The 26228-nt window shown below is 33.0% G+C and carries 25 protein-coding genes and 1 other RNA gene; 5 read left to right on the top strand and 21 right to left on the bottom strand.

Features of this window, described 5'->3' with window-relative positions:
• Positions 1 to 117: 117 nt before the first annotated feature.
• The 3 genes from rbsK to ccpA form a co-directional block, all read right to left on the bottom strand.
• On the bottom strand, positions 118 to 1065 hold the full coding sequence (gene rbsK, locus ACWCL1_RS06745; RefSeq protein WP_454546143.1) for a ribokinase: 948 nt from the start codon (positions 1063 to 1065) through the stop codon (positions 118 to 120).
• An 80-nt stretch (positions 1066 to 1145) separates the two neighbouring features.
• Positions 1146 to 1874, bottom strand: coding sequence for a YebC/PmpR family DNA-binding transcriptional regulator (locus tag ACWCL1_RS06740; RefSeq protein WP_454546142.1), 729 nt, complete (start codon positions 1872 to 1874; stop codon positions 1146 to 1148).
• A gap of 141 nt (positions 1875 to 2015) precedes the next feature.
• Positions 2016 to 3020 carry a catabolite control protein A gene (ccpA, locus tag ACWCL1_RS06735; RefSeq protein ID WP_454546141.1) on the bottom strand — a complete coding sequence of 335 codons (1005 nt, stop codon included), beginning with the start codon at positions 3018 to 3020 and terminating at the stop codon, positions 2016 to 2018.
• Between the two features lie 338 nt (positions 3021 to 3358).
• On the opposite strand from ccpA, the gene ACWCL1_RS06730 reads away from it, so the two are divergent.
• On the top strand, positions 3359 to 4462 hold the full coding sequence (locus ACWCL1_RS06730; RefSeq protein WP_454546140.1) for a M24 family metallopeptidase: 1104 nt from the start codon (positions 3359 to 3361) through the stop codon (positions 4460 to 4462).
• A gap of 57 nt (positions 4463 to 4519) precedes the next feature.
• Here ACWCL1_RS06730 and ACWCL1_RS06725 read toward each other — a convergent pair whose 3' ends face one another.
• Positions 4520 to 5008, bottom strand: coding sequence for a hypothetical protein (locus ACWCL1_RS06725; protein ID WP_454546139.1), 489 nt, complete (start codon positions 5006 to 5008; stop codon positions 4520 to 4522).
• A gap of 24 nt (positions 5009 to 5032) precedes the next feature.
• Entirely contained in the window at positions 5033 to 5446 is a 414-nt protein-coding gene (locus ACWCL1_RS06720; protein WP_454546161.1) for a DUF948 domain-containing protein, read from the bottom strand.
• Positions 5447 to 5651: 205 nt separating this feature from the next.
• Between ACWCL1_RS06720 and ACWCL1_RS06715 the strand changes: the two genes are divergently transcribed.
• Positions 5652 to 6590: a mechanosensitive ion channel family protein gene (locus tag ACWCL1_RS06715; protein ID WP_454546160.1), complete on the top strand. Its 939-nt coding sequence runs from the start codon at positions 5652 to 5654 to the stop codon at positions 6588 to 6590.
• 31 nt (positions 6591 to 6621) lie between these two features.
• Here the strand turns inward: ACWCL1_RS06715 and cbpB are convergent, their stop codons facing one another.
• The 3 genes from cbpB to ACWCL1_RS06700 all read right to left on the bottom strand — a co-directional run bounded on the left by cbpB (position 6622) and on the right by ACWCL1_RS06700 (position 9776).
• Positions 6622 to 7086 carry a cyclic-di-AMP-binding protein CbpB gene (cbpB, locus tag ACWCL1_RS06710; RefSeq protein WP_454546138.1) on the bottom strand — a complete coding sequence of 155 codons (465 nt, stop codon included), beginning with the start codon at positions 7084 to 7086 and terminating at the stop codon, positions 6622 to 6624.
• A gap of 254 nt (positions 7087 to 7340) precedes the next feature.
• On the bottom strand, positions 7341 to 8690 hold the full coding sequence (locus tag ACWCL1_RS06705; protein ID WP_454546137.1) for a glucose-6-phosphate isomerase: 1350 nt from the start codon (positions 8688 to 8690) through the stop codon (positions 7341 to 7343).
• A 216-nt stretch (positions 8691 to 8906) separates the two neighbouring features.
• Entirely contained in the window at positions 8907 to 9776 is an 870-nt protein-coding gene (locus ACWCL1_RS06700; RefSeq protein ID WP_454546136.1) for a GRP family sugar transporter, read from the bottom strand.
• Positions 9777 to 9981: 205 nt separating this feature from the next.
• Between ACWCL1_RS06700 and ACWCL1_RS06695 the strand changes: the two genes are divergently transcribed.
• Entirely contained in the window at positions 9982 to 12225 is a 2244-nt protein-coding gene (locus ACWCL1_RS06695; RefSeq protein WP_454546135.1) for an LTA synthase family protein, read from the top strand.
• 36 nt (positions 12226 to 12261) lie between these two features.
• On the opposite strand, the gene ACWCL1_RS06690 is transcribed toward ACWCL1_RS06695, so the two are convergent.
• The 7 genes from ACWCL1_RS06690 to trhA all read right to left on the bottom strand — a co-directional run bounded on the left by ACWCL1_RS06690 (position 12262) and on the right by trhA (position 18506).
• The gene (locus ACWCL1_RS06690) at positions 12262 to 13758 is read right to left on the bottom strand and encodes an ATP-binding protein (RefSeq protein WP_454546134.1); all 1497 of its coding nucleotides are present in this window, start codon (positions 13756 to 13758) and stop codon (positions 12262 to 12264) included.
• Between the two features lies 1 nt (position 13759).
• The gene (locus tag ACWCL1_RS06685; RefSeq protein ID WP_454546133.1) at positions 13760 to 14476 is read right to left on the bottom strand and encodes a response regulator transcription factor; all 717 of its coding nucleotides are present in this window, start codon (positions 14474 to 14476) and stop codon (positions 13760 to 13762) included.
• Positions 14477 to 14558: 82 nt separating this feature from the next.
• Positions 14559 to 14927, bottom strand: a transfer-messenger RNA (tmRNA) gene (ssrA, locus tag ACWCL1_RS06680).
• Positions 14928 to 14999: 72 nt separating this feature from the next.
• Complete coding sequence (locus tag ACWCL1_RS06675) at positions 15000 to 16400, bottom strand: L,D-transpeptidase family protein (RefSeq protein WP_454546132.1); 1401 nt, start codon at positions 16398 to 16400, stop codon at positions 15000 to 15002.
• A gap of 105 nt (positions 16401 to 16505) precedes the next feature.
• Positions 16506 to 17195 (bottom strand): ribonuclease H family protein, encoded by a 690-nt coding sequence (locus ACWCL1_RS06670; RefSeq protein WP_454546131.1) that lies wholly within the window; start codon positions 17193 to 17195, stop codon positions 16506 to 16508.
• 81 nt (positions 17196 to 17276) lie between these two features.
• Positions 17277 to 17612: an ArsR/SmtB family transcription factor gene (locus ACWCL1_RS06665; protein ID WP_454546130.1), complete on the bottom strand. Its 336-nt coding sequence runs from the start codon at positions 17610 to 17612 to the stop codon at positions 17277 to 17279.
• Positions 17613 to 17876: 264 nt separating this feature from the next.
• Positions 17877 to 18506, bottom strand: a complete 630-nt coding sequence (gene trhA / locus ACWCL1_RS06660; RefSeq protein ID WP_454546129.1) for a PAQR family membrane homeostasis protein TrhA — start codon at positions 18504 to 18506, stop codon at positions 17877 to 17879.
• A gap of 162 nt (positions 18507 to 18668) precedes the next feature.
• Here trhA and ACWCL1_RS06655 point away from each other — a divergent pair, with 162 nt between their 5' ends.
• Positions 18669 to 19175 carry a DUF1836 domain-containing protein gene (locus ACWCL1_RS06655; RefSeq protein ID WP_454546128.1) on the top strand — a complete coding sequence of 169 codons (507 nt, stop codon included), beginning with the start codon at positions 18669 to 18671 and terminating at the stop codon, positions 19173 to 19175.
• A 47-nt stretch (positions 19176 to 19222) separates the two neighbouring features.
• Here ACWCL1_RS06655 and fba read toward each other — a convergent pair whose 3' ends face one another.
• Both fba and ACWCL1_RS06645 read right to left on the bottom strand, forming a co-directional pair.
• Positions 19223 to 20089 carry a class II fructose-1,6-bisphosphate aldolase gene (gene fba, locus ACWCL1_RS06650; RefSeq protein WP_454546127.1) on the bottom strand — a complete coding sequence of 289 codons (867 nt, stop codon included), beginning with the start codon at positions 20087 to 20089 and terminating at the stop codon, positions 19223 to 19225.
• 119 nt (positions 20090 to 20208) lie between these two features.
• Positions 20209 to 20517 (bottom strand): hypothetical protein, encoded by a 309-nt coding sequence (locus ACWCL1_RS06645; protein WP_454546126.1) that lies wholly within the window; start codon positions 20515 to 20517, stop codon positions 20209 to 20211.
• Between the two features lie 298 nt (positions 20518 to 20815).
• Here ACWCL1_RS06645 and ACWCL1_RS06640 point away from each other — a divergent pair, with 298 nt between their 5' ends.
• A complete protein-coding gene (locus ACWCL1_RS06640; protein WP_454546125.1) occupies positions 20816 to 21061 on the top strand; it encodes a hypothetical protein in 246 nt (81 codons plus the stop codon).
• A 33-nt stretch (positions 21062 to 21094) separates the two neighbouring features.
• Here ACWCL1_RS06640 and glmS read toward each other — a convergent pair whose 3' ends face one another.
• The 4 genes from glmS to ACWCL1_RS06620 all read right to left on the bottom strand — a co-directional run bounded on the left by glmS (position 21095) and on the right by ACWCL1_RS06620 (position 26112).
• Complete coding sequence (gene glmS, locus ACWCL1_RS06635; protein ID WP_454546124.1) at positions 21095 to 22912, bottom strand: glutamine--fructose-6-phosphate transaminase (isomerizing); 1818 nt, start codon at positions 22910 to 22912, stop codon at positions 21095 to 21097.
• A 151-nt stretch (positions 22913 to 23063) separates the two neighbouring features.
• Positions 23064 to 23780, bottom strand: coding sequence for a B3/B4 domain-containing protein (locus ACWCL1_RS06630; RefSeq protein WP_454546123.1), 717 nt, complete (start codon positions 23778 to 23780; stop codon positions 23064 to 23066).
• An 86-nt stretch (positions 23781 to 23866) separates the two neighbouring features.
• Positions 23867 to 25219 (bottom strand): phosphoglucosamine mutase, encoded by a 1353-nt coding sequence (gene glmM, locus ACWCL1_RS06625; RefSeq protein WP_454546122.1) that lies wholly within the window; start codon positions 25217 to 25219, stop codon positions 23867 to 23869.
• A gap of 218 nt (positions 25220 to 25437) precedes the next feature.
• Complete coding sequence (locus ACWCL1_RS06620) at positions 25438 to 26112, bottom strand: DUF1361 domain-containing protein (RefSeq protein WP_454546121.1); 675 nt, start codon at positions 26110 to 26112, stop codon at positions 25438 to 25440.
• Positions 26113 to 26228: the final 116 nt, after the last annotated feature.

Genomic DNA, 26228 nt, shown 5'->3' with positions numbered 1-26228 from the left:
AATACCTCCCCTCAATCTTTTAAGTACGTAAATTTTTTCTTTTTTCAGAAAAATATTTTCAATCATAAAAAATAGGCTGTGTTAAAGTACAGCCTATTTTCTAACTTTTATTAGTTTTTAAATTTGATCTTCTTCTAATGCGGATAAAACTTGTTGTTCAGAAGGAATTGATGGAATTGCACCAACTTTTTGAACTGCAATTGAAGATGCCTTGCTTGCATAAATAATTGATTCTTCAAGATTACTAAAATCTTTTTTCAATCGACTAACCAATGCTCCTAGGAACGTATCTCCAGCAGCAGTAGTATCAACTGCTTCAACTTTAAATGCTTTTACTAATTTTTCTTCATTTGCAGTCTTGTAATAAGCACCCTTACCACCTAATGTAATAATGACATTTCGAGCACCTAATTCTTGCAACCGGCTAGCTGCTTCATGGGCAGTAATTTCATCAATAACCTTAATTTCAGTTAAAATCTCAGCTTCTGTTTCATTTGGCACAATTAAATCAACATTTTTTAATAACTCTGGATCAACATTTTTATGTGCTGGAGCTGGATTTAAAACAGTTACTACGCCTGCTTCTTTAGCAATTTTAAAAGCATGGGTTGCTTGATCAAAAGGAGTTTCGAATTGAGTTACAATAAAATCTGATGACTGAATCATTTCACGTGCATTTTCAATATCTTTATCACGAATTTCTTGATTAGCACCACCAAAAATAATAATGCTATTTTCACCACTATCTTGAAGCAAAATAAATGCTTGTCCAGTTCCCTTACCTGAAACGGTAACTTGTTCAGTGTTAATGCCTGCATCCTTCAGGAAACTAAGCATCATTCTTCCATTTTCATCATCACCGATTTTCCCGATAAATGAGGCCTTTGCTCCTGAACGTGCAGCTGAAATTGCTTGATTAGCACCTTTACCACCACCAGCATTACGTTTATCAGACATTGCTAATGTTTCGCCTGGTTGAGGCAAACGTGGAATTTGAAGAATTGTATCAACATTTAAACTACCTAAAACAGTTACTTTATTCAAAGTTTTTTCCTCGCTTTTCATTGATCTATATCGCTTTACTATAAAAGAAGTATCTTTTAATAAGAAAAAGCCGGACCAATTCCGACTTTTCACTATCACTATTAATCTTCTGGGAATTCAGCTGATGTAAACACTTCTGAAACATCATCTTCATCTTCTAATTTGTCAATCAACCGTTGAAGTTGTTCCACTTTATCTGCAGGAACTGCAGTTGTAGTTGTTGGAACCATTGTCAATTCAGCAGTTGCCAAATCATATTCTTTTTGAAGTTCATCACGAACACTTTCAAAATCTTTTGGATCTGTGTAGATTTCAAAAACATCATCTGAAGTTTGAACATCATCAGCACCAGCTTCAATTGCTGCTAATTCCATTGTTTCTTCATCAACATCTAAATCTTCGCGTGAAATTGCAATGTAGCCTTTACGGTTGAACATAAAACTAACTGAACCGGATTCACCTAAGTTACCACCATTACGGTTAAAGTCACCCCGAACTGCAGAAGCTGTTCGATTCCGGTTATCTGTTAAGGCATGTACTAATACAGCAACACCTGCTGGTCCATAACCTTCATATGTGATTTCTTCATAATCTGCACCGCCAGTACCAGTTGCCTTATCAATCGCACGTTTAATGTTATCTTTTGGCATGTTAGCAGCGCGTGCCTTATCCATAACTAGCCGTAATTGTGGGTTTCCATCTGGATCAGGACCACCCGTCTTTGCAGCCATGTAAATTTCTCGTGAGATTTTTTGGAAAATTTTTCCACGTTTTGCATCCTGGGCGTTTTTACGGCCTTGGATATTATGCCATTTTGAATGTCCTGACATTTTGAAATACCTCTTTCCATTTTTGAATTTGACAATTACAGTCAAGTTAAATGTTATCAAAAAAACATTAAATTATCAATATAAAAAAATTCATTTTTCACTGAAATGCCAGTGAAAAATGAATTCAGTTACTTTATTTAATTAACGCGTTGACCCCCGTTTAATGAACCCATATGGTAATTCAATTGTTGTTTCAACTTGATCGTCTTCTTTATTCATTAACTTTGTTAGGCACCGCATTGCAACTGCACCAATATCATATAGTGGTTGTGTAATTGATGAAAGTTGTGGTCGGGCAATTTCAGTTAATTTAGAATCATTTCCAGTAATAATTTCAAAATCTGCAGGAACTTTTACTCCTGCATCAATTGCTCCATTTAATACTCCCACTGCAAGTTCATCATCAGCAACAAACGCAGCAGTTGCATTTGCAGATGATAATGCTGGCCAAAGTGTTTCGCCTGCACGATATGAATCATCCGTTTCGAAAACTAAATCAGGATCAAATTCAATTCCATTTTCACTTAAAGCTTCTTTATATCCTTTCAAGCGATATTCACTGTTAATTGGATATTCAAGTGGTCCAGAAACAAAAGCAACCCTTTTATCTCCATGATTGATTAGTGTTATAACTGCTTCTTTAACTGCGTTTACATAATTAACATGTACGCTTGTAATTTCATTTTTATGATCAACTGAGCCAGCCAATACCACTGGTGTTTTAGTATGTTTAATTTGATCACGTAAAGTATCAGTTAAATGGGTTCCCATATAAATGATGCCATCAACTTGTTTAGCTAACAAATTATTAAATACTTGGATTTCTTTATTTTCATCACCATCAGAGTTCGCTAAAATAATATTGTACTTGTACATAGTAGCAACATCATCAATTCCACGTGCAAGGGATGAAAAATAGACATTAGTCACATCTGGAATAATTACCCCAACAGTTGTCGTTTTCTTGCTTGCTAATCCACGGGCAACAGCGTTAGGACGATAATCAAGTTCGTCAATCACTTCCATAACTTTTTTCCGTGTTCCTGGCTTAACATTAGGATTGCCATTAACTACACGCGAAACAGTTGCCATTGAAACGCCTGCTTTTTTAGCAACATCATAAATTGTAATCGATTGTTTTTCCATGGTTAAGCTCCTTCCATTGATAATTTTTTCATTCGATTTCATTTTCCAAACACTATTAAATTTATCAAAGTTTTCATATGAATGCAAGCGTTTTAAATGCTTTTAATTAAGTTATTAACTCTACTTAATTTTACTTTTTAATGACAGCTTATTTTCATTTATTCTGCTTAATTTCATGAAAATCATTTAGTAATTGCACGGTAAATTTCAAAACGAGATAAAATATACTTCAACTATTGTTTTTAGTTATTTTGAAAAAATTACATCTGTCAGTAATTCATCTTTTTTGTCTATGTATGGTATACTTTAATCAAATTTATGTGAAAGGATGAGTTAAAATGTCACACCTTGAAACTGTTCAAAAATGGTTAGCTCAAAAAAATTATGACATTGCATATGTCAGTGATTATAAAAACATCGCTTATTTTACTGGATTTGAAAGTGATCCAATCGAACGTACTTTAGGATTGTTTGTATTTCCAGATCATGAACCTTTTGTTTTCGCCCCTGCCTTAGAAGTTGAATCCGTAAAAGAAACTGGCTGGAAATATCCTGTTTACGGTTATTTAGATCATGAAGATCCATATGCGTTAATTAAAAGTCACATTGAAAAAATTGTACATAATCCTGAAAAATGGGCAATTGAAAAAGGAAATTTAACGGTTGAACGTTTTGAAGCAATCAAAAAACAATATCCAAATGCTCAATTTATTGGTGATTTAACTCCTTTAATTCAAAAGGAAAAATTAATTAAAACTCCTGATGAAATTAAAAAACTTGAAATTGCAGGTAAGTGGGCTGATTTTGCATTTGAAGTTGGCTTTAATGCCTTACAAAAGAATCGAACAGAACGTGACATTGTTGCTGAAATTCAATATGCATTAATGAAAAAAGGAATTATGCATATGAGCTTTGACACAATTATTCAAAGTGGTGCCAATGCAGCCGATCCTCACGGTGCTCCTAAAGATGATTTAATCAAGCCAAATAAAATGGTTCTTTTTGATCTTGGAGTAATTTATGATAGTTATATTTCAGATGCAACTCGTACCGTTGCTTTTGGAGAAATTAACGAAAAAGCTAAAGAAATTTATGATGTATGCTTGGAAGCTCAATTAACTGCTCAAGCTGCAGTTAAGCCAGGAATTAGAGCTTCTCAATTAGATCAAATTGCACGTAACATCATTGAAAAAGCTGGTTATGGTGAATACTTCATTCACCGTTTAGGTCATGGGATGGGCCAAAGTGAACATGAATTTCCATCAATTATGGAAGGCAACGATATGGAATTACAACCGGGAATGTGTTTCTCAATTGAACCCGGAATTTACATTCCAGGTGTTGCTGGCGTGCGTATTGAAGACTGTGTTCATGTTACTGAAAATGGCTGTGCTCCATTTACGCACACTTCAAAAGAACTTAAAGTTATTCCAGTTAAATAATAAAATTGTATAAAAAATACGGTTACAATCGCGATTGACTGTAACCGTATTTTTATTTTAATATTGAGGTTCGTTATTATCATCTAAACTTTGTGCTGGTTCACGCCAACCTTGAGGATAAAATACTTGTGTTTGAAGATCATCATCAGTATCTTCTAAATCAGCACTGTTAATGTAAATATCACCTTGCATAACTGCATCATCAGCAGGTTCACTTATGGGATCATCATTATTTTCTGTAATGTAATCTTTTAAATCACTTGTAGCTTTTTTCAAAGAAGTTAATGCTTCTGAAACAGCTGCATTATCTTTCACACGATTAACTTTTTCTGATACGTTTTGTTTAAAATGATTAATTGTATCACGATTTTCGTCTAAGTAATCATGTGCATATTTATCATATTTAAAAACTGTGTCACGCACATTTAACATGACTTCATCGACTTTCATTGCAATCTTATCTTTTTGAGATTCTGTTAATTTCTTTGAAACTACGAATGCTGCTGAAGCAGCTGCTGTTAATCCTAATAAAAAACCTTTCTTCATTTTAAAGCTCCTCCTTAGCAATATTTATTTCTTAGTTTTCGCTTTATTAATGGCGCCCATTGCATGTTTGCCAACACTGAACAATGTTGAAGCTTTTTTCATCTTAGATGAATCTTTAGCTGTTTCTGCAATTCGACTTGCCATTCCCCGACTCGCATCGTTCAAATCAGAAACGCTTTCGCTTAAATCAACAATTGTATCAAATAATGGTTCTACTTTTCTTGATTTTTCGTTAATATCAGCCATTAAATCATTGGTCTTTCCTAAAAGCTGTTCAACTTGATCAGAAATATTGTCTGCGTCCTTTGTCAACGTATTCAATGTACTTGTCAATTGTGAGACCGTTTTAACTAATCTTGCAAGGACTCGACAAATGAACACAACTAAAATCAAAAATGCAATTGCAGCAATTATTCCTGCTAATTGTCCAAATGTCATTGTCAAGCATGATCCCTCCTGTCTAGATGTCTACAGTTTTAGAATATCATTTAATAAATGAAACCGCAATAATATGCTATTTCTAAAGTTTAGACGGAATTTGTTGCCGTATAATATTAATGAACGTCTATATTATACCAAATTTTTCACGTAAACTGGACTTTTCTTTGATATAATACTTACATGATTTTATTATGGAGGTTCAATTGTGTTTAATAATTTTAATTTTGTTCTTGCCACAAATAATACAAAAGTTGCCAAAACAGTAAGTGAACAAACTAATGTATGGATGCGTTTTACCCACAGTATTGATTGGAATAAAGTTTTTTCAATTTTAATTACTAAAACGATCTCTTTTGTGTTAATTTGCTTACTTTTTACGATTTTAAATTCATTTGGGAAAAAGTTAATTCGGCGAGTGATTTTACATACTACCAAAAAAGAAAAAAAAGGCAGTTATATTGCTGATGGCCGTGTTCGGACTATCTATACACTTGTTAATAATATTTTCCACTATACCATGTTATTTTTCCTAATTTATGCGTTACTATCTTTATTTGGAATTCCTGTAGGTACTTTACTTGCTGGTGCTGGAATTGCAAGTGTAGCCTTAGGATTGGGTGCACAAGGTTTTGTTACTGATGTTGTTACTGGTTTTTTTATTTTACTTGAACAACAATTCGTTGTGGGCGATACTGTTAAAATTGCTGGTATTGAAGGAACCATTCATGCAATTGGATTGCGAACTACTCAAGTCTTAGGAGCCGATGGAACTTTGCATTTTGTTCCTAATAGAAACATTACCATTGTTTCTAATATGTCACGTAATCCAATGAGAGCAGTTGTTAATATCCGAATTGAACCAGATACAAATATTAACAAGATGACTAAAATTATCAAAGCAGTTAACCAAGAACTTGATAATCAAGATAATAATGACATTGTTAGTGGTCCAACAATTCAAGGGCCTGTTGATATTGGTAAGGGTGAATTAGTATATCGCGTCATCATTATGACTAAAAGTGGTGCACAAGCAATTATTCAACGTAAATATTTACATGCTTATCTCAATGCTTTAGCTCAAGCTGGAATTAAAGTTCCAACTAGCCCAATCGATCTTTCAGCGGACAAAAATGTCCAATAAAAATAGTCTGTGACCAAGCCACAGACTATTTTTATTTTGGTTCTACATTATAACGCTTATCAAGTTCATGTACCATATGATTGACACTTTTAATTAACTCGCGTCGCGTAATAATTCCTTTAAACACATTATCTTTATTTGTCACCACTAAAAACGGTTGATCGACAAGTAAATGTAATACATCTTCAATATCATTATCAGTAGTTACTGTAGGTACGTTGGTTTGCATTACTTCTGCTACTTGTCGTTTACTTAAATTACTAGGATCAATTCCATTTAATCCTAACATTGATTCCGTAATCATCGCTAATGAAATCAGCCCTTTGAAATGTTGTTCATTATCTAAAACTGGAATTTTTGCATACCCAATTTTAGTTAATACTAAAAAGGCATGATCCAAGTGATTATTTTCATAAACATTTGCAACTTGGTCTGCCGGAATCAAAAAGTGCTCCTTTTGTTCCCCAATTAATTCTTCTGCAGACTTAGCAATCATGCACATGCTCCCTTCCAAACTTCCTCTATTCTCATTGTATCGAAATTTCTTGAAAATTGTTAGCTTAAATCATGAATTGCAAAATGATTTTAATATATTTGCAACTTAATTATATCAAAAATATAACTTGAAATTTAATAACTCTAATTATTTTTGCAAAAAATGAAATCTGCATCCATTAAAATCTTTTCAAAAAATTGAATTTAACAAAAAAAGCTATGGCATTCACCACAGCTTTTCGTTAATTTTTTTGCTTATTTTAAGCGTTCATCTAATTCTTTTGTCTTTTCTTCATAACCAGGACGGCCTAATAAAGCAAACATGTTTTGTTTGTATTCTTCAACACCTGGTTGGTTAAATGGATTTACGCCATTCAAGTATCCTGAAATTGCAACTGCGATTTCAAAGAAGTAAATTAAGTAACCTAATGTGTATTCTGATTGGTCAGGAATGTTAATAATCATTTCTGGCACACCACCATCTGTGTGAGCAACCACTACACCTTGGCAAGCTTTCTTGTTAGCGTAATCAACTGTTTTACCCTTTAAGTAGTTCAAGCCATCTAAGTTCTTGTCATCCATTGGAATATCAATGTCATGATTTGGTTTTTCAACATTGATAACTGTTTCCATTAATACACGACGACCTTCTTGAATGTATTGACCTAATGAATGTAAGTCAGTTGTAAAGTTAGCTGATGATGGATAAATTCCCTTGCCATCTTTACCTTCTGATTCACCCATTAATTGCTTCCACCATTCTGCAAAGTACATTAATGATGGTTCATAGTTTTCAAGTAATTCAATGTTATAACCTTTACGGAATAAGATATTACGTAATGCTGCATATTGGTATGCTTCATTTTTGTTCAAATCTGGATCTGTGTAAGTTTCACGTGCATCAGCAGCACCCTTCATTAATTGATCAATGTCAACTCCTGAAGCAGCGATTGGTAACAAGCCAACTGGTGTTAATACTGAGAAACGTCCACCGATATCATCAGGAATGATAAATGTTTCATAACCCTCATCATCAGCTAATGTCTTTAATGCTCCACGGGCACGGTCTGTGGTTGCGTAGATCCGTTCGCGTGCGCCTTCCTTACCATACTTTTCTTCCAATTTGTTCTTGAAAATTCTAAATGCAACTGCAGGTTCTAATGTTGTTCCTGACTTAGAAATAACGTTAACAGAAAAGTCACGATCGCCAATCAAATCTAATAAATCATACAAGTATGATGATGAGATTGAGTCTCCTGCAAAGAAAATTTGAGGAGCATTGCGTTTGCTTGAATCCATCAAGTTATAGAAGTTGTTGTTTAAAAATTCAATTGCGGCACGTGCACCTAAGTATGAACCACCAATTCCTAAAACAACTAAAATTTCTGAATCTGATTGAATCTTTTTAGCTGCTTTTTTGATCCGTTCAAATTCATCTTTATCATAATCTACAGGTAAATTCAACCAGCCTAAAAAGTCATTACCAGCACCTGTACCTTCACGTAATTCTTCGTCTGCAGCATTTACCATTGCTTGCATTTGGTCAAGTTCATAGTCTTTAACAAACTTACTTAAGTTTGAACTGTCAAATTTAATGTGAGCCATCGTAATATCTCCTTTTGCTATCGATTTTCTGTACACTTTCATTATACAATATTTTTGCTTAAATGACACATAAAAAACAAGATAAATTATTATTTTTACTTATAAACACTTAAAGACAAATAATTATAGATTTGTTATATCAAAAAAGGTACGACAAAAGCATTTAGAACAATAGACAAAAAAGGCTGCAATTTTCATTGCAGCCTTTTTTATCTTTTATTTTAATAAACCGAGTAAAAAACCACCTAAAATAACCATTAATGATCCAGTGATTACGTATACCCATTCTTTCTTGGTTTTCTTTTCGCCTAAGAACAAGATTGATCCAAATGTTGAAATTACAATTCCCATTTGAGAGAATGAGAAACTAATTGCCAACCCAACAATGCGAGTTGCTTCAAACATGAAGAAGTTCCCTGTTCCCCACACTAAACCAGTAAAGATGTTTTTATATGTTTCTTTTCTAAATGCATTCTTACCTAAAGCAAACATTGAGGCACCTAAAACCATGCCGACTGCTTGTGGTAATACCATTGCCTTAGTATCAACACCAGTCCATGTAACCACAACAGTATAACCTAAGTAACCTAATGTTGATAAAGTTAAAGCACGTGCTCCACGGTGCCAATCTTCTTGAATGCGTTCTGCATTGATTGCAGTGTTTTGCTTGTCACGTAAAGCAGTTAAAGTTGCACCAATTACTAAAACAACTAATGCAATTGATCCAATTGTTAATTGGTGAGCTGTTTTCCATTCATGAAATAAAATTACACCTGCCAATGCATTTGTAACTAACTGTGCTCCTGTTGAAATTGGAATTGCCTTGGAAACACCTACAGCTTTCATTGCTGAAAATTGTTGATATTGACCTAAACTCCAGAATAATCCTGAAACTAATCCGACAATCCATAATTTCCATGAGGATGTTTCAATGAAGTGTTGCCATCCAAATAAAGTAGTAATGATTGCAAAAATCAATGCACCCCATGTCATCCCAAGTGTTTGTTGATTAGCAGTTCCACCAAGTTTACCACTAATCAAGCCAATGCTTCCCCAGGCTAATGCTGGAATAAGTGCAATTAACATATTATATTTACCTCTTTCTAATCAGTTCTCTTTTACACAACATTTCCCAATTGTAATCGATTTCTCTTTTGATTGCAACCCTTTTCAAAAATCTCACATTAAATATTTAATAAATGTCATAAATTACTTAACTAAGTAGGGGGTAATAGTTTATTATATATCTTGTATGTTTGGTTTAATTTTAAAGAAAGGACGGTTACTGACCGTGCATTTCAAAAAAATACATCAGTTTTTAAATACTCGATGGGGATACTTTTGGCTATTAACCTTCTTATTTTGGTTAAAAACAATTTTAGTTTACTTCATCGATTTTCACTTAGGAGTTAAAGGATTTTACCAATACTTTGTACTTCTAATTAATCCGATTGCAACTACATTGCTGCTACTTGGATTAGCACTTTATGTTAAACGTGGTGTTCCAGCATATATTTTTATGACATTAATTTATATCGCTAACACTGCGTTACTAATGTTCAATGTAATATATTATCGTGAATTCACTGATTTTATGACAATGAACGTTATTTTTGGTTATTCAGCAGTTTCAGAAGGACTTAGTACTAGTTCCTTGGCACTGTTAAAACCGCAAGATATCATCGTTGTTGCTGACTTGATTTTACTAGCAATTGGTTTTATGACTCACTTTTTAAAAGTTGATCCTAAACCAGTTCCTAAAAAACAAGCGGTGGCAATGACATCTTTTTCACTTTTTATGCTTTTATTTAATATTGTATTAGGTGAAATTGATCGTCCTCAGTTATTGACCCGCACTTTTGATCGTGAATACTTGGTTAAATATTTAGGTTTAGATACTTTTACTGTTTATGATGCAATTAAAACTGCTAAAAATAATCATGCACGGAATAGTGCTGAAAGTTCTGATTTAAATAAGATTTTGAAATTCAACCAAGAAAATTATGCACAACCTAATCCTAAAATGTTTGGTATTGCTAAAGGTAAAAACGTAATTGTAATTCATCTTGAAAGTTTCCAACAATTTTTGATCAACTATAAATTGAATGGTAAAGAAGTTACTCCATTTTTAAATAGTTTATATAATGGAAAAGAATTTTATAGTTTTGATAATTTCTTTAATCAAGTTGGTCAAGGAAAAACTTCAGATGCTGAAACAATGCTAGAAACAGGAACTTTTGGATTACCTCAAGGATCGCTTTTCTCAGCACTTGGATCTGACAATACTTTTGAAGGTGCTCCAGCAATTTTGAATCAAACACAAGGATATACAACTGGAGTGTTCCATGGAAATAATGGTTCATTTTGGAATCGTGATGATGTTTATAAGAACTTAGGTTATCAGTATTTCTTTGATTCAAGCTATTATAATACTGATGCAAATAACTTAACTGAATATGGTATTAAGGATAAATTGATCTTCCATGATTCAATTAAATATCTTGAACATATGCAGCAACCGTTTTATGTCAAGTTCTTAACATTATCAAACCACTTCCCATTTGAAATTGATGATGCAAATAAATCATTTGAAGCAGCTGATACTGGAGATAGTTCAGTTAATAATTACTTTGTAACTGCTCATTATCTTGATCAAGCATTACAAGAATTCTTTGATTATTTGCATAAGAGTGGCTTGTATGATAACTCTGTAATTATTTTATATGGTGATCATTATGGTATTTCCGATACTCGTAATGTTAAGTTAGCACCATTATTAGATAAGTCTGCATCAGATTGGAATAGTTTTGATGATGTCCAAATGCAACGGGTTCCATTTATGATCCATATTCCAGGAGATAATAATGGTGGCGTTCAACATCAATATGGTGGTGAAATTGATGTCTTGCCAACCTTGCTTCATTTACTTGGAATTAATTCTGAGAAATATATTCAATTTGGGACTGATTTATTCTCACCTGAACATAATCAAGCTGTTGCATTCCGCAATGATAATTTCATCACACCAAACTATACTGTAATTGGTAACACAATTTATGAGAATAGTACTGGAAAAGTAATTTCACATCCTTCAAAAGAAGTGAAAGCTGAAATTGCCAAGGATCGCAAACACGTAACGGAATCCTTAACTTCATCTGATTCACTTAATAATAAGAACTTACTTCGGTACTATGTACCAAAAGGATTTAAACCAGTTGATCCAAAAGATTACAATTATAGTAATGGATATGCTAAGTTACTTTCCATTGAAAATAAACTTGGTAATAAGTCAAATAGTTTATGGTCATTAAATCATGATAAAACTACAATTGATAAATACAATAGTGATGCACCTGAACTCCAAACTACTGATAAAAACGATGCAGATGTTTCAAGTGCAAATGCTAAAGCACAAAAATATCTTAAAAGTATTAAGCAAGGTTCAATCATGTCAAAACTTGAAGAAGGACAGCAAACTTCAAATTCATCTTCAACTTCAGTAAATAGTTCAAGTACATCTGCTTCAGACCAATAAAAAATAAGATTGCGAGAAAATCGCAATCTTATTTTTTTACTTATCAGGGAAGAAAAGGGTAAATGTAGTTCCCTTTCCTTCAGTACTTTCAACGTTGATTTTACCATGATGTTGTTGCATCAATTGATGAACAATTGCTAAGCCTAAACCAGACTCACCTTTAGTTTGCGCTCTTGAAGGATCGACTTTATAATATCTTTCCCAAATATTATTTAACTGTCCTTGAGACATTCCAATGCCAGTATCAGCAATTTTAATTATTGTTCCATGTTCTTCATCACTATGGGTTGCTGTAATTGTAATTGTCCCATTTTGAGTAAACTGAATTGCATTTTGAATAATATTAAAGCAAATTTGAGTAAAGCGATCATAGTCAGCATATACTGGCACTTTGCCTTTAATATTGACGACAAATTTATCGTTTTCTTTTTCAGCTTTTTGATTTAACTGCCGACAAATTTTCTCTAATTCATTAGCAGCATTAAAAGTAGTTAGATTCAATTTAAGTTGTCCAGAACGAATTCGTTCATAGTCAAGGTTTTCATTCACTAAACGAACTAATCGCTTAGTTTCATTACTCATTAAATCAATACTTTCATCGATCTTGTTTTCTGGAATCGCATGATATTTTAGTCCTTCAAGTAAACCATTAATGGTTGTTAGTGGCGTGCGCATTTCATGAGCAGCATTAGCTAAAAATTCTTTACGTCGCTCTTCTTGACGCTTAATTTCTTCTTGTGAAAGTTTCAAAGAATTAGCCATTTGGTTAAAATCTTTGGCTAATTCATCTAATTCATCATGATCTCCATGTTTAATTTGGACGTCAAAATCACCTTCCGCAATCTGACGAGTTGCTTTTTGCATTTTCTTGATTCGTTTAGTGATATAGTAGGCAATTAAATAGCAAATAATAAATCCAATAACGGCACAAACAAGTAATGCAATCAAAAGATTTTCACGAATTTTTTGGAAGTCGCTTTGAATATTTGAAACCGCAGAAGCAACTGAAATTACCGCTACTAGCTGTCCATTTACATCAAAACATGGTACAAAAATATCTGTCATTCGATGCTTTACAAGATCATTATCTGGATCCGGATGAGGTGCCTTTTTACCAACTCGACCAACGCCCCCAAGATCATCACGACGTTTTAAAATTTCACCCTTCTGCAATCTTTTCCAGTCTTTTTTAGAAATTTTAGACTTAAATCCATATTGAGGATATAAAATTTGATCTGGTGAAGTATAGATCGTAAAGTGAACATCACTATTTTCTAAGACCATTTCACTATCACGTAATTCTTGCGCATCTAAAGTAATCTCAGTTTCACCATTTTGATTAGTAGTCAATTCAAGCGCATTTTTACGAATACTTTGTGCATATCCTTCCATCCGATTCCAAGTATCTTGATATACATTTTCCTTCGTTAAATGGAAAACTAGTGCACCCACAATTGTTAAAAAGCAAATGATCATTACAAAAAATAGTAACATTTGTTGGTAAAGAAGTTTAAATTTAAAATTAAACTTCATTCTAGTTTACCTCTGAATCATCAAACTTGTACCCTACACCCCATACAGTTTGAATAACTTGAGGTCCCACTTTTTCAATTTTTTGACGAATTTTTTTGATGTGTGCATCAACCGTTCTTTCATCGCCATAATATTCATAATCCCACACTAATTGTAAAAGTTGTTCCCGAGAAAAAACTTGGCGTGGTTTTTGTGCTAATGTTTTCAAAAGATCAAACTCTTTTGGTGTTAAATTATTTAATGGTTTATCATCTAAAAAGACTTCCCGCGTCTTTGTGCTTAATTTTAAGTGATCTGTTACAATATCAAATTTTTGTGGTTGTTCAGTTTGAATTTCTTCACCACCTTTTAAGTTTGCACGGCGATATAAGGCCTTAATTCGTGCAATTAAAGTAATTGGTGAAAATGGTTTAACAACATAATCATCTGCTCCCATCTCAAGTCCTAAAACTTGATCACTTTCAGAATCACGTGCTGTCAAAATTATAATTGGCACAGTTTTAGAAATTTTACGTATTTCAGAATTGACTTGCATTCCGTCCATTTTAGGAAGATTTAAATCTAAAGTAATCATATCCCAACTTTCAGGATCTTCTTTAAACTTATTTAAAGCCTCTTCTCCATCATATGCATATACGGCATCCCAGTTTTCTTTTTCAAAAAACATCGACATCATTTCGCATACAGATTTGTTATCTTCTACCATTAAAATTTTCATCAAAAAATCGCTCCTACTTCTATTCTTCTAAGAAAAAAGGCTGAAGCACAATAGAATTAACCATTCCCAAGCTTCAGCCCTCTTATGGAGATGGCGGGAGTCGAACCCGCGTCCAAGCATATCGCCACCTAAACATCTACGTTCATAGTTGCACTATTTAAAATTCACTGATAATTTCGCCGTGCAACATGGCAGTCGTTATCAGCTAATTTGAAAAAACTCTTTTATTGACCTCAAACGGCAGTCAATAACGTAGTCCACTACATATAAAACCTCGCTCAGCACGTGGACGATGCTGATCAAGATTTATGCTATGCTACGCTTAGGCAGCTACAGCATATGAGTTATTATTATTTTTTGCAGTTATATTTAACTGAGCGTTTTATAGTAGACGCAACCTACTAAGCGCAGTTTAAGCTCGACCTATACCTGTCGAATCCTAAACATCCCCAAATTTGTTACACTGTCTATTTTAACATAACAAATTTGAAATACAATATTAATGCTTGCCATCTCTTTAAATTTAATATACAATCACAGGCTCATTTGCTGATAATGCATTGTAAACTTTTTCCATTTCAGCTGGTTTAATATTAGCACATCCATTTGATCCATCTGTTAAGTAAGCATCCTTGTTCCAATTTGTACGCCAACTAGCATCATGGAATCCACAACCATCATTAGTAAACTGTGCCCAATAATCTACATCAACCTCATATTTTTTGCCATCTGGATGAGTTCCTTTTAATACTGATGGTGATTGTTTATACATAATATAGTAAACTCCAGTTGGGGTTTCACATTTTGTCTTCACATCACCTGTAACAACATCAACTTCTGCTACTAATTTACCATCACGATAGAACCAAGCATGTTGATCAGCTAATGAAAGTTCTGCATATGTATTTCCAATTCCATCATTGGAGGTTACTCCATATCCTGTTCCGTTTTCATTATAGCCAACGCCATAAATATTATTTTTGGCATCAACTGTTTGAGTACCATTTTCATATGCTTTTAAAATACTTGACACAGCTGAATTTGAATCAATCGCCCAACCATATGTCTTCCCTTGAACTTGAATTTCTTTACCTGTAGAAGTTTTGAAATTAAATTCTTTATTTAAAGTTGCTTTTTCTTGATTGATTTGCTTAATTTTTTCCTTAAGAGGTTGGGCATTAATTTGATACTTCCCGTTTATATATTTAGCTGACTTAATCATATCTTTAGCAGCCAATTTATAAGTTTGGTTTTCCACTTTATAATCAACTGCTGCTTGTGCTAGTTTTTCAAGTTTAGTTTTTTGTGTTTTAATTTGCTTACTTGATGAACTTACCGGTTTAGCAATGACTGATTTCAAAACAATTTTGTCATTATTGATCTGTTGATCATACTCTTTCATCATTGCATTAATGTCATACTGATCACCAGTTTTTTCTTTAACAACACTAACTTTTCCATCCTTCAAAATTGCATAGGCATCTTGAACTGGTTGGCGCGTTTTATTTTGTTGTTTCAAGCTTTCATAAACAGCTGCTCTTAATTGATTTTTCCGATAGGTACTATCTTTTTTAGAATTTGTACTAAATGACTGTTTTTTATTTATTGGAATAAGTGTAAACTGCTTTTTCAAAATTTGTTTAACAGTCGCCTCATCATTACTAGAAAATTGCGAAGCGGTCTTTTCACCTTGATATAGTACTTTATTTCCAATATATACAGTATTATTTAACTTAGATCCTTTTAATTTCGAAATTGCTTGCTTAGCAGTCAAGCCACCCACATCTACTCCGTTAATGGAAACCCTCTTATTAAAATGAGTTGCTTGATAAGCTGTCATTCCACCTAAAGCAGCAAAAATAGCTATAATTACAATGAGAATAATACTGATCTTCTTTGTTTTGATACCTATCAATCCTTCCATTATTTTACCTACTTAATTATATCTTTAAAAAGAGGGATTTCAATCAACAATTTTATTAATTATGCTGATAAAACGTTTTATTTTTATAATTTAACACTTTTTTAATTATTTCATTTTATCCATTGTTGCATTTAATAACTTATCTACAATGATATTTCCTTTATTGTTAGCATGTCCTTTAGTCCAACTAAATTTTAAATTTGGAAAGTATGGCAGCATTTTTTCAATTTCTTTCCAAATCTCAACATTAGCAACAATCTCCCCTGAAGATTTTTTCCATCCATTTTTCTTCCATGTTTTTAGCCACCCTAATTGAATTGCTTGTAATACATATTTGGAATCTAAAACCGCATTAATTTTGGCATTATTCCATTTTTTCTGTCCTAAAGTTCGTAATGCATGCATTAAGGCTGTCAGTTCCATTTTGTTATTAGTTGCCCCATATTCCCCCGCAGTTGCATGCAACTTTTGGTGATCTTTACAAATTAAAAATGCCCAAGCAGCTTTATCATCGCTTTTAACGTGCTCTCCACGTTTATTTCCATGATTTCGCGAACCTCCATCAGTAAAAATTACAATTTCAGGAGTTCCCCACTGGTCATTTAAAGCTTTTTGTTTTTGGGATGGTGCTTTTTTGACTTGAACATTTTTGACTTCAACAAATGCTTGAGCTTCTTTAAAAGTTGAAAAACTCTTAAATTTAGCATTAGGAAAGCCTTTAACTTGCTTTTCGCACTCACTCCAAGTTCGATAAACTCCCTTTTTTCTTCCATTTGTAACTGCATAATACTTCATTTAATCATCCGCCTTACATTTACGAAATAAAAAAGTGGTAAACTACTTTATTGTAGTTTACCACACATACTGCTAAATAAATTATCGTTCAAATTTTGTTCGTAAATCTTTCAATGACTTTTCAAGTTCCTTAAGTGGATCTTTCAGAGTCAGATAATACATACTTTGAAGTCCTTTTTTACGAAAAGTAACTATTCCTGCATCCCGAAGAATTTTTAGATGATGAGAAACTGCCGGTTGAGTAATTGCCATGTTTTCAGTAATTTCTGTAACTGTCAATCCATCTTCTAAATGTTTTGCTAACAATACTATAATTTTCTGCCGGTTTTTATCAGCTAAAGCATGCATGATACTAAAACTACTTTCAAACGAATTAAGTGCTGCTTCTTGCTGCCGATTCAATTTATTAATAACCATCATTCCCCACTTCTTTCAAAATCTGACTCTACGTATAAAATAACATCTTCGGCTATCATCAGCAAGCGTTTACACTTATTTAATGCATCTTTTTATGGGAATATCTACGATTAGAATGGTCAAATTCGTTCCTATGGTCCTTAACAATTTAATTTGAATTACAGATTAAACTTATTATTTTCATAAGTTCTTTGTAAATTACCCTTTTTTATTGTACTTAATTAACCTAATAAAAAAAGATAGCAACCTAAGTTCCCATCTTTATCATAAAAACATATAAATACTAATAAACATGCAGATTGTTCCACCCATTACTAGTAAGTGCCAAATAACATGAGCAAATTTTAAATTCTTAACACTGTAAATTAAAGCTCCAAATGTAAAAAGAATTCCCCCACTTACTAGTAATATCGAGCCAACTATTCCTAAACTTGCAATTAATGGTTTAGCTCCTAATAAACAAAACCAACCCATTACTATATATAAAATTGTTTCAACAATTTGTTTACGATTTTTTGCAAATAAGTGATATAACATGCCTCCAAGAGACAATAACCAAATTGAACTTAAAATAAAAATTCCTAATTTCCCCTTAATTGCTAATAAACAATATGGAGTATAGGTGCCTGCAATTAATAAATTAATTCCACAGTGATCTAAACATTGAAAGAAACGTTTAGCCTTTGTGAAATAAAGCGCATGAAAAAGAGTTGAAAAAAGATATAACCCAACCAATGATACTCCATAAATAATCAATGAAAGTAAGACTAATGATGAGTTTGTTTTAACTCCCTTTAAAATCAATAAAACTAATCCCCATACGCTTAGTCCAATCCCAATTGCATGTGTTAATGCACTTAAAACTTCATTTGTTACGTAGTATTTTTTTGGCATAATTTTTCTCCTCTTTCATTTAATATTTATATTAATTATACATCTAATCTAGACTCTAAGTCTAGTTTATATAGTAACAATCTCTTTAAAATTATATTATATATCTAGAATTTACTATTTTGTGATATAATTAAGTAAATATTATGAAAGGTCTTTTGTCTAATGAAACTTAATGATTGGTTAAGCCAACTTTCCAAACTTCCTGAATGGCAAGAATTACCTGATATCGAATTATATATGGACCAACTAGTTAACTTAGGAAATCGCTACTTAGGTTCTTTAGCTGAGAATCCAATTACTTCTTCAATGGTCAATAGTTATGTTAAAAAAAATTTAATTCCCAAACCCCAAAAGAAAAAATATTCACAAAAGCATCTCGTTTCATTAATGCTAATTACACTTTTGAAACGTGCTTATTCTTTAGATGATATTCGAATTTGGTTAAATGAGGATATCTTAAAGAATCCCCAGAAACAATATGATCATTTTAGTGCATTATTTAATCAAGCACTAACTCAAATAAGCCAAAATGAATTTCAACTGAATGTAAAGGTGAATGAAGAAGCTTCACGTGAATTAACCTTAAATCTTGTTATTCAAACTGTTTTATTCAAACTGATAAGTGAATATTTAATTCAATCTATGAAATTACAAATTAAATCAAAATAAAAAGACTGCGATTAATCGCAGTCTTTTTATAATCAATTAACAATAAATTAGTCAACTGATGGTGTACCAAGCCAGCCGATAATTTCCTTAACTGTGTCAACGATAGCTTGTGTACCAGGTGCAAGCAATTTACGAGGATCGTAACCTTTACCTTCACGATCTTTGCCTTCTTCAATGTATTTGCGAGTTGCTTCAGCAAATGCAATTTGGTTTTCTGTGTTAATGTTAACTTTTGAAACACCCATGCTGATTGCTTTTTCGATTTGTTCTTGAGGAATACCTGAACCACCGTGTAATACTAATGGTGTATCAATAGCGTCAGCAATTTCCTTCAAACGATCGAAGTTAAGTCCTTGCCAGTTTTCTGGGTACTTGCCGTGGATGTTACCAATTCCGCAAGCTAAGTAGTCAACACCTAAAGCAGCGATTTGCTTAGCTTCATCAACGCTAGCTAATTCACCAGCACCAATGATTCCATCTTCTTCACCACCGATAGAACCAACTTCAGCTTCAACAGAAATGCCTTTAGCATGAGCTAATTTAACGATTTCTGCTGTCTTTTCTAAGTTTTCTTCAAATGGTAAGTCATGACCATCAAACATAACTGATGAGTAACCAGCTTCAATACATTCCTTGGCAGCTTCATAGTTACCATGGTCTAAGTGCATGATTACAGGAACAGTGATGTTCATAACACGCATTTCATTTTCTACTAAGTTCTTAACTAACTTGTAGTCACCCATGTACTTAGCAGCACCCATTGATACTTGAATTAAAACAGGTGTTTTTGTTTCTTGAGCAGCTTGAAGAATAGCACGTGTCCATTCCAAGTTGTTTGTGTTAAACGCACCAACAGCATAGTGACCCTTACGAGCATCGTTGTAGATTGCGTTACCGTTTACGAATACTGACATTAAAACAGCCTCCTAAAGTTTTTACAAATTACTCATTACGAGTACGGGTTTATTTTACCACATTTTAAACGACTATTGAAACGGGCTTTTCATATTTTCTGAAAAAACAATCGAATTTTTTAAGCAACATGATTTTCATGTAGAATATTTTGAACAATTTTTTCCATTTCGGGTGTACGTTTCCACTCTTCAAAATGATCAAAATTTTCTGGGGGCATTTCAAAGTTTTGATTAATGTACTCTTCATATTTAATTACATTTTTAGAACGTGGAATGTTTAATTGAACAATACGGACTTGTTGAATAAATCCACGATCAGCAGCTAATTCGGCCCGTCCATTTTGGACAATATTAGAGATTTCAAAATATCTTGAACCGTCATTCCGAGTAATTTCTTCAATTAATGTTAAAACTTCATGACTTTTCATTTTGGACACCTCTGATTAAAATTCTTTCTTAATTTTACTGAGACAACAATTAATTGTCAAAATAAAAGAGGCCATGACAATGTCACAACCTCGGCATAAGAGAGAAAGAGAATTGATTAGAAGGTAAATTATTAAATACCTTACATGATTAATATATATCTATATGTAAACGCTGTCAATAGAAAAATGTAAATAAATTTAATTTTTTATTTAACTTTTCACGTAACTTCTTTTTCTCCTATTTTAATTCAATGTCATTCATATTATAATTAATTTGAAAGTCTAAGGAGGAGCAGTTATGGTTAATCGAAAACAATTAAAATTAAGTATTATTTTGGGGTCAATTATCTTAATTATTCAAATTGGATTAAGTCTTTTTTCTAAAGCTGGAATGCATCAAACTTTTGCTCCAATTTATGATTTATTCGGTACCGCACTGTGGTATGTTCCACTGATCTACTTTGGATTACGTTTATTCGTAATTTGTGGAATTATCTATTTAATTTTTAGAGTTATCAACTACATTTTAAATTTACTAAGTTAAAAAAATAGGACATGTGTATGTCCTATTTTTTTGCTATTCAACTGTTACACTTTTAGCCAAGTTACGTGGTTTATCCACATCGTAGCCCCGTTGTTCACTTGCATAGTAAGCAAGTAATTGAGCTGGAATAATTGCAACTAATGGAGTTAATAATGGATAAACATCTGGCAATACGATTTGATCATGTTCGTTTGCTAAGTCTTTTGACACAATTGTAATTAAGTTAGCACCCCGAGCAACCACTTCTTCATCATTGCTGCGAGTATGAGCAGCAATCTTCTTATCTGTAATAATTGAAATTACTGGTGTGCCTTTTTCAATTAAAGCAATTGTTCCGTGTTTTAATTCACCCGCAGCAAATCCTTCTGTTTGAATATATGAAACTTCTTTTAATTTCAAAGCAGCTTCAATGGCTGTATCGTAATCGATAGCCCTTCCAATATAGAAAGCATTTCGTGATTTAGCCAAATATTTTTGAGCTAATTCTTCAAATTGATGTTTTTCATCAACTAATTCTTGCATCCCATTAGCTACTTTAGTTAATTCTTGTCGAATATCAAAGTCTTGTGCTTCTTGATAGCCCATATCAACGCCTAAAGCTTTTGCAAGTAATGCTTCTACTGCGATTTGAGCAGTATATGCTTTAGTTGAGGCAACCGCAATTTCAGGACCAGCGTGAAGTAATAATGTGTAAGTTGCTTCACGTGATAATGTTGAATTTGGCACATTAGTGATTGTTAAGCTTGGGTAACCTAATTCATTAACTTGATTTAATACTTGGCGGCTATCAGCAGTTTCACCACTTTGAGTTAAGAAAACAAAGAATGGTTTCTTAGAAAGTAATGGTCGGTTATATGCAAATTCAGAAGCAACACACACATCGGTTGGAATCTTAGCAAATTTTTCAAATAATTCACGTCCCACTAAACCAGCATGATAACTTGTACCAGCAGCCACAATGTAAATGCGATCTGAATCCTCAATTGCTTTAAGTAAGTCATGATCAATATTCATTGAGCCATCTTCATTAATATATTCTTGAATGAGTTTCCGCATTACTGCAGGTTGTTCATCAATTTCTTTTAACATGTAGTGTTCATAGCCACCTTTTTCAGAAGCACTGGCATCTTCACTTACATGGAATGTTTTACGTTCTACTGGATGACCATCTTTGTCTTGAATCATAATTGCATCAGCAGTTAATTCAACAATTTCGCCATCATGTAATTCAATAAACTCATGTGTAACGTTTAACATTGCCATTGCATCAGAACAAACTACATTAAATCCATCACATACACCAATCAATAATGGTGACTTTTTCTTAGCAACATATAAAGTATCTGGATTATCCCGATCAATCATCAATAAAGCATAAGCAGAACCTTCATCAAGTAAACTTAAAGCTTTTTTAAAGGCATCTAATGTATCCATTCCTTCATCAGCAAATTTACCTACTAATTGAACGATAACTTCTGAGTCTGTTTCGCTCTTGAAATCAACATCTGATAAATATTCTTTTTTAAGTTCTTTAAAGTTAGTGATTACACCATTGTGAACCATGTAAAAACGTCCATCTGCAGAAACATGAGGATGAGCATTTTCAGCACTTGGAATTCCATGAGTTGCCCAACGTGTATGTGCAATTCCAATTTTTCCATGTACATCTTTTCCAATCTTCTTTTCTAATTCAGAAATGCGACCCTTAGTTTTGATTAAGTAGTCATGACCTTCTTCATCATTTACATAAATTCCAGCTGAATCATATCCACGATATTCAAGTTTTTTTAAGCCGTGAATTAATAATTCAACTGCATTATCATTTCCAACTTCTCCAACAATTCCACACATAATTTAATTCTTCTTTCTTTTATCAATTTCATTTTAAAAAATTGGTATAGATTAATTATGATTAATCTATCAATCACAATTAACAATATAAAGGCTTTAGAATTAAATGTCAAATATAAAAATAAAAATTGGTATAGAACTATACCAATTTTTATTTTAAATCTCCTTCCGGATTATCTCGATTCAATTTTACAATTCCGCTTGGCTGTACTTTAAAATAGTTTTGAACTAAATCATGTAGTTCATTCATTGCTAAAGTTAAATTTTGTGCTTGTTCTTTTGTGACTGCTTCTGTTACTAAAACAGCATGAGTAGTGTTTTCAGTTAGCATTGTTCTTTTCGCTTCACGCCAATTCCAACACCGACAAATTGCTCCAGTTTGATCATAGTAGCACACTTCGCCGGGTAAAGTTGGCTCACTATCATTTGCTCCCAGAGGCCAAAATTCATCGCCACCTTCAGTTACACCTAAATGCATTGCACCATCAATTTGATCAACATCTTCTCCTCCTGCGGGAATGCCATATCGCAATGAAATGCTATTATATAAATCCACTAATGGTAAGATAGGATCAAAATCACGATCTTGACTAACGCGCTTTAATAAGGCTTCAATCGAAGAACGTGCTCCTTTCTTTTTCTTAAATTGTTGATACACTTCTCGCCAACTAGCAACTACTGGATTTTTGCGAAAAACTTCGTCTTGAATATATTTTTTAGACTCTTCTTTGGCATTTGCAAGTAATTGCTTGAAATATTGTTGATCTTCACTGCGTTCATGGTTATCAATATTATTAACTGTAAAGTATTGAATTTCTGCATCTGGAAACTTTTCAAATAAATTGGCATCTAAAATAAATTTTTTCATTATAAATTTCTCCCTTCAAAAATCTAACCAAAGTATGTAAAAAAAGACCATGATAATCCTTATCACAGTCTCTTTCTCTTAATAAACTAAGCACCCATTTGTTCTTTAACAACATTCACAATTTCCATTACGTAATCATGAACTAATTCAGGTGTAGCAGCTTCACACATAACTCGAAGTAAGTCTTCTGTTCCACTTGGACGTACTAATACTCGGCCTTCACCATCCATTTTAGCTTCAACATCGGCAATTACCTTTTTGATGGCTGCATTATTTAAAGCGGCTTTTTTATCAGTTACGCGAACGTTAACTAATTCTTGTGGATATGTTTTAACTTCAGCTGCTAATTCAGATAATTTCTTACCCGTTTGTTTCATTACGTTTAATAATTGAAGTGCAGTTAACATTCCATCACCAGTTGTGTTGAAATCTAAGAAAACAACGTGACCTGATTGTTCGCCACCAAGATTGTAGCCGTCTTTTAACATTTCTTCAACTACATAACGGTCGCCAACCTTAGTTTTTACTGATTTCAAACCGGCTTTTTCCATGGCTTTGTACATTCCAAGATTACTCATAACAGTTGTTACGATTGTATCTTTTTTCAAACGTCCCCGTTCATTCATGTACTTACCACAAATGTACATGATCTTGTCACCATCAATGATGTTACCAAGTTCATCAACTGCAATGCACCGATCACCATCACCATCAAACGCAACTCCAGCTTGAGCACCCTTTTCAACTACAAGTTTTGCAAGTGCTTCTGGATGAGTTGAACCTACATCTTTGTTAATATTTAACCCATTTGGATTAGTTGCCATCGTTTCAAAATCTGCTCCTAAATCCGCAAATAAACGTGAAACTAAAGCACTAGTTGCGCCATTGGCACCGTCAATGCAAATGTGCATTCCTGATAAATCATCTGGAATAGTTTGTTCTAAGAATTGAGTATACTTCAAAGCACCTTCCTTGAAGTCACTCATTGTTCCTAAGCCTTCTGCTGAAGGACGAGGAAGAGTATCTTCTTCTTTTTCTAATAAAGCTTCGATTTCTTCTTCTTTTTCATCAGATAACTTGTAACCATCACCACCAAAGAACTTGATTCCGTTATCTTGAACTGGGTTATGAGATGCTGAAATCATTACTCCTGCATCAGCATCTTGTAACCGTACAAGGTAAGCTACACCTGGAGTTGTAATTACTCCAAGATCGAAAACTTCAATTCCAACTGAAAGTAATCCTGCAATTAATGCATGTTCTAACATTTGGCCTGAAATTCGTGTATCGCGTGCAACTAAAACACGGGGAGCACGATCCTTGTCCTTTGCATGTTGTGTTAATACGTAACCGCCACAGCGACCAAGTTTAAAAGCTAACTCTGGACTTAATGACTGGTTAGCAATTCCCCGAACGCCATCCGTACCAAAATATTTCATTATTAATCCTCATTTCATAAACTAACTAGTTTTATTATATCATTTTCAGATTCTTTTTCAGAAACCTTAATTAATTCTTTTAAATTAATTAAAAATGACCTATAGATAGTTTTATTCTAACATATTAAGTTCACAAAAAAAGACTAAATTTGAAAATATTATCTTTTACATTTAATGATAATATCTTTTAATACAAAAAGCGCGAATAAATCGCGCTTTTATTTTTCTTCTTTACTTTCATAGTTCATGCTTGAACGATAAATATTCATTGCAAGCCAAATTACAAGTTGCAAAACTGCAATCATCACAACGAACGCAAGCATTCGACCATTCCACATTTTAATTAATTCATTGATCACACCATTTGGATCCATAAATAAGTAAACTGTGTGTAACCGCAAGAAACGTCCTACATATACACCAACTGATGAAATTACAACCAGTAATAGTACCAGTCCAAATTTAAAAAATGGATTAGTTTGATGACATCTTTTCGCAATCACCTCAGACACATGTGATAAACTCCAAATTCCAAGCAAACTACTTAGTAGTGCACTAAATACTAAATTTCCATAGTGCCACCAAATCCGTAGTTTAAAGACCATTAATCCAGTTGAAGAATCATATGGATTAATTTGGGCTAAGTGGAATAAATCTGTTAAAACATATGGTGCATTAGGATAAAAGAGTAGCCATATTATAAATAAAACAATAAAAATCCACCGTGACTGTTTGGTGTTAATGTGCATTGCAACTTCAATTGGAATATATGCTAAAAATGTGTTTAGCAATAGAAAACTGTATACTGCACGACTAGAACTAATTACACATGCCATATATAACATATAAATAATAAATACTAGTCGCACCATCCAGCGGACTTTTTTCTCCATTTGAATCACCTAAAACTTATTTTCACTAAATTAATTATTTCCATTGTAACAATTTTAGTTACGCTTTGCATTTTAGAAGATTCTTTTTTTAAATAGTTAACTTTTTTACCCATTAT

It is taken from the genome of Ligilactobacillus sp. LYQ135 (assembly GCF_053711055.1).
This window is presented reverse-complemented; position numbering and strand designations above follow the sequence as displayed.

What these genes read in the sequence shown, in the direction of transcription:
- ACWCL1_RS06685 (WP_454546133.1), bottom strand. Translation starts at nt 14,476, where the DNA reads ATGAAAATTTTAATGGTAGAAGATAACAAATCTGTATGCGAAATGATG.
- fba (WP_454546127.1), bottom strand. Translation starts at nt 20,089, where the DNA reads ATGTCAGTATTCGTAAACGGTAACGCAATCTACAACGATGCTCGTAAG.
- ACWCL1_RS06705 (WP_454546137.1), bottom strand. Translation starts at nt 8,690, where the DNA reads ATGGCTCACATTAAATTTGACAGTTCAAACTTAAGTAAGTTTGTTAAA.
- cbpB (WP_454546138.1), bottom strand. Translation starts at nt 7,086, where the DNA reads ATGATTGCTAAGTCTGCAGAAGAATTAATTGGGGAACAAAAGGAGCAC.
- glmS (WP_454546124.1), bottom strand. Translation starts at nt 22,912, where the DNA reads ATGTGTGGAATTGTTGGAGAAGTTGGAAATGATAATGCAGTTGAATTA.
- ACWCL1_RS06725 (WP_454546139.1), bottom strand. Translation starts at nt 5,008, where the DNA reads ATGAAGAAAGGTTTTTTATTAGGATTAACAGCAGCTGCTTCAGCAGCA.
- ACWCL1_RS06620 (WP_454546121.1), bottom strand. Translation starts at nt 26,112, where the DNA reads ATGGAGAAAAAAGTCCGCTGGATGGTGCGACTAGTATTTATTATTTAT.
- ACWCL1_RS06645 (WP_454546126.1), bottom strand. Translation starts at nt 20,517, where the DNA reads ATGAAAAGTCATGAAGTTTTAACATTAATTGAAGAAATTACTCGGAAT.
- ACWCL1_RS06630 (WP_454546123.1), bottom strand. Translation starts at nt 23,780, where the DNA reads ATGAAAAAATTTATTTTAGATGCCAATTTATTTGAAAAGTTTCCAGAT.
- ACWCL1_RS06690 (WP_454546134.1), bottom strand. Translation starts at nt 13,758, where the DNA reads ATGAAGTTTAATTTTAAATTTAAACTTCTTTACCAACAAATGTTACTA.
- ACWCL1_RS06740 (WP_454546142.1), bottom strand. Translation starts at nt 1,874, where the DNA reads ATGTCAGGACATTCAAAATGGCATAATATCCAAGGCCGTAAAAACGCC.
- ACWCL1_RS06700 (WP_454546136.1), bottom strand. Translation starts at nt 9,776, where the DNA reads ATGTTAATTGCACTTATTCCAGCATTAGCCTGGGGAAGCATTGGCTTG.
- ccpA (WP_454546141.1), bottom strand. Translation starts at nt 3,020, where the DNA reads ATGGAAAAACAATCGATTACAATTTATGATGTTGCTAAAAAAGCAGGC.
- ACWCL1_RS06665 (WP_454546130.1), bottom strand. Translation starts at nt 17,612, where the DNA reads ATGGTTATTAATAAATTGAATCGGCAGCAAGAAGCAGCACTTAATTCG.
- ACWCL1_RS06655 (WP_454546128.1), top strand. Translation starts at nt 18,669, where the DNA reads ATGAAACTTAATGATTGGTTAAGCCAACTTTCCAAACTTCCTGAATGG.
- ACWCL1_RS06730 (WP_454546140.1), top strand. Translation starts at nt 3,359, where the DNA reads ATGTCACACCTTGAAACTGTTCAAAAATGGTTAGCTCAAAAAAATTAT.
- trhA (WP_454546129.1), bottom strand. Translation starts at nt 18,506, where the DNA reads ATGCCAAAAAAATACTACGTAACAAATGAAGTTTTAAGTGCATTAACA.
- glmM (WP_454546122.1), bottom strand. Translation starts at nt 25,219, where the DNA reads ATGAAATATTTTGGTACGGATGGCGTTCGGGGAATTGCTAACCAGTCA.
- ACWCL1_RS06670 (WP_454546131.1), bottom strand. Translation starts at nt 17,195, where the DNA reads ATGAAGTATTATGCAGTTACAAATGGAAGAAAAAAGGGAGTTTATCGA.
- rbsK (WP_454546143.1), bottom strand. Translation starts at nt 1,065, where the DNA reads ATGAAAAGCGAGGAAAAAACTTTGAATAAAGTAACTGTTTTAGGTAGT.
- ACWCL1_RS06675 (WP_454546132.1), bottom strand. Translation starts at nt 16,400, where the DNA reads ATGGAAGGATTGATAGGTATCAAAACAAAGAAGATCAGTATTATTCTC.
- ACWCL1_RS06640 (WP_454546125.1), top strand. Translation starts at nt 20,816, where the DNA reads ATGGTTAATCGAAAACAATTAAAATTAAGTATTATTTTGGGGTCAATT.
- ACWCL1_RS06720 (WP_454546161.1), bottom strand. Translation starts at nt 5,446, where the DNA reads ATGACATTTGGACAATTAGCAGGAATAATTGCTGCAATTGCATTTTTG.